General features: G+C 71.9%; 2 protein-coding genes. Both read left to right on the top strand.

Annotated features, from left to right (window positions below; all coding sequences use genetic code 11):
- Window positions 1–47 precede the first annotated feature (47 nt).
- Window positions 48–1520 (top strand): LCP family protein, encoded by a 1473-nt coding sequence (locus tag G6028_RS01730; RefSeq protein ID WP_179526173.1) that lies wholly within the window; start codon window positions 48–50, stop codon window positions 1518–1520.
- 37 nt (window positions 1521–1557) lie between these two features.
- The coding region (locus tag G6028_RS01725) for a TIGR03089 family protein (protein WP_182657861.1) at window positions 1558–2198 on the top strand (641 nt) is incomplete at its 3' end.

Here is a 2198-nt window from a genome sequence, read left to right as displayed (position 1 = left end):
CACCCGCCCCCGGGCGCGGTCGGCGCCACGCGACCCCCTCCCGCCCGCTGGGCTCGCGGATCGCCCGCACCCTCGCCGCTCTGGCATCCGTGTTCTGCCTCCTGGTGACCGGCGTGGGCTGGTCGCTGTTCAACGGTCTGAGCTCCGACCTGTCCTCCGCCGGAGGTCTCGACGTGGGGGACGGCGGGCTCGACGGCGCCGTCGACATCCTCCTGGTGGGGACGGACAACCGCACCGACGCCCAGGGCAACGCGCTCAGCCAGGAGGAACTCGCCACCGTCCGGACCGGCGAGGACGAGGGCGAGAACACGGACACGATCCTGCTCATCCGGATCCCGGAGGACGGGAGCTCGGCCACCGCGATCTCGATCCCCCGGGACGTCTACGTGGAGACCCGGGACATCGGGGGCAGCAAGATCAACGGTGTCTACGCCGGATACAAGCAGACGTACCTCGACGAGGCCGTGGCGAACGACCCCGACGGTGCGCTCACCGAGCAGGACCAACGCGACGCCGTCCAGGCCGGTCGTAACGGGTTGATCAACACCGTCCGCGATCTCACCGGCGTGCAGGCCGACCACTACGCCGAGATCGGGTTGCTGGGATTCGTCCTGCTCACCGACGCCGTCGGTGGCGTGCCGGTGTGCCTGAACGAGGACGTCGACGAACCGCTGTCCGGCGCGAACTTCCGGGCCGGGGTCCAGACCGTGTCCGGCTCCGACGCCCTGAGCTTCGTGCGTCAGCGGCACGACCTGCCCGCGGGCGACCTCGACCGGATCGTCCGCCAGCAGGCGTTCATGTCCCAGCTGGTCAAGAAGACCCTGTCCGCCGGCACCCTCGCGGACCCGACGAAGCTCGGAGCGCTCGTCGACGCGGCCCGACGGTCGTTCGTCATCGACGAGAACTGGGACTTCGTGGACTTCGCGATGAAGCTCCAGGACATCAGCGGCGGGAACGTGCGGTTCGAGACCATCCCGGTCACGAGCATCGACTCCTTCACCGAATGGGGCGAGTCCATCGTCACCGTCGACCCCGACCAGGTCGCGGAGTTCGTCGGCGGATTCGCCAGTACCGACGACGTGGAGGAGGAACAGGAGCAGACCGGCACCCCGGGGGTGGACCCCGCCGCCGTGACCGTCTCGGTGGTCAACACCACCGCGATCGACGGTCTGGCGGCCCGGGTCTCCGGTTCCCTGTCCGAACTCGGGTATGCCGTCGGGGACCTGCTCACCGATCCGGCAGCGGCGTACACCTCCCACGTCGCCGCCGGTTCGGCCGACGACCCCTCGGCGTTCGCGGTCTCCGACGCGCTGGGCGGGTTGCCCGTCCAGGTGGATCCCGCGGTGCCCCCCGGGGCGGTCCGCGTGGTCCTGGCGGAGGACTACAGCGGTCCCACGGGGGACGCCTCCGCGACCGAGTCCTACTCCCCCGAGACCACCACCTACGCCCCGTTGCCACCGTCGATCGCGCAGCGTCCGACCTTCGACGCCGGTGGTTCGGACGTCCCCTGTGTGAACTGACCGAGCCGCACCCGACCGACCGTCCGGAGGACGACCCGTGAACACCGCCGCAGACACCGTGCTCCAGCCGCTCCTCGCAGCGGACCCGGGCGCGCCGCTGGTCACGCACTACGACCTCGGCGCACCGTCCCGGATCGAGCTGTCCGTGACCTCCACCGCCAACTGGGCCGCCAAGATCGCCGGGCTGCTGCGGGACGAGGTGAGCGTGGCCCCGGGTGACGTCGTGGTGTGCGACCTGCCGGCCCACTGGCTCACCGCCGGGGTGCTGCTGGGTGTCTGGTGGGCAGGGGCCGAGGTGCGGACCGGGCCGGCCGACGACGCCGTGGCGGTGATCACCACCGCCGACCGCCTGGAACGCCACCCGGCCGATGTCGAGACGCTCCTCATGACCACCGACCCGATGGGTCGCCCACTGGCAGCGGTCGGCGTGGACGTCCCCCCGGGCGTCATCGACCTGGCCGAGTCGTGCCGGATCCACCCGGACGCGTTCGTGCCGTCCGGGCAGGGTCCGCACGCCCTGGACGGGCAGTCGATCGAGCACCTGGCGGACCCGACGGTGTCGGGCCGCGCGCTCGTCGCCGGCCGCGAGCGGGACGACGTCGTGACCGTCCTCGCCCGGATCCTCGCCTCCGGGGGCTCCGCCGTCCTGGTCACCGGGGCGGACCCGGATGCGCCGGG

It is taken from the genome of Dietzia cercidiphylli, from assembly GCF_014145145.1.
Classification (GTDB): domain Bacteria; phylum Actinomycetota; class Actinomycetes; order Mycobacteriales; family Mycobacteriaceae; genus Dietzia; species Dietzia natronolimnaea.
This window is presented reverse-complemented; position numbering and strand designations above follow the sequence as displayed.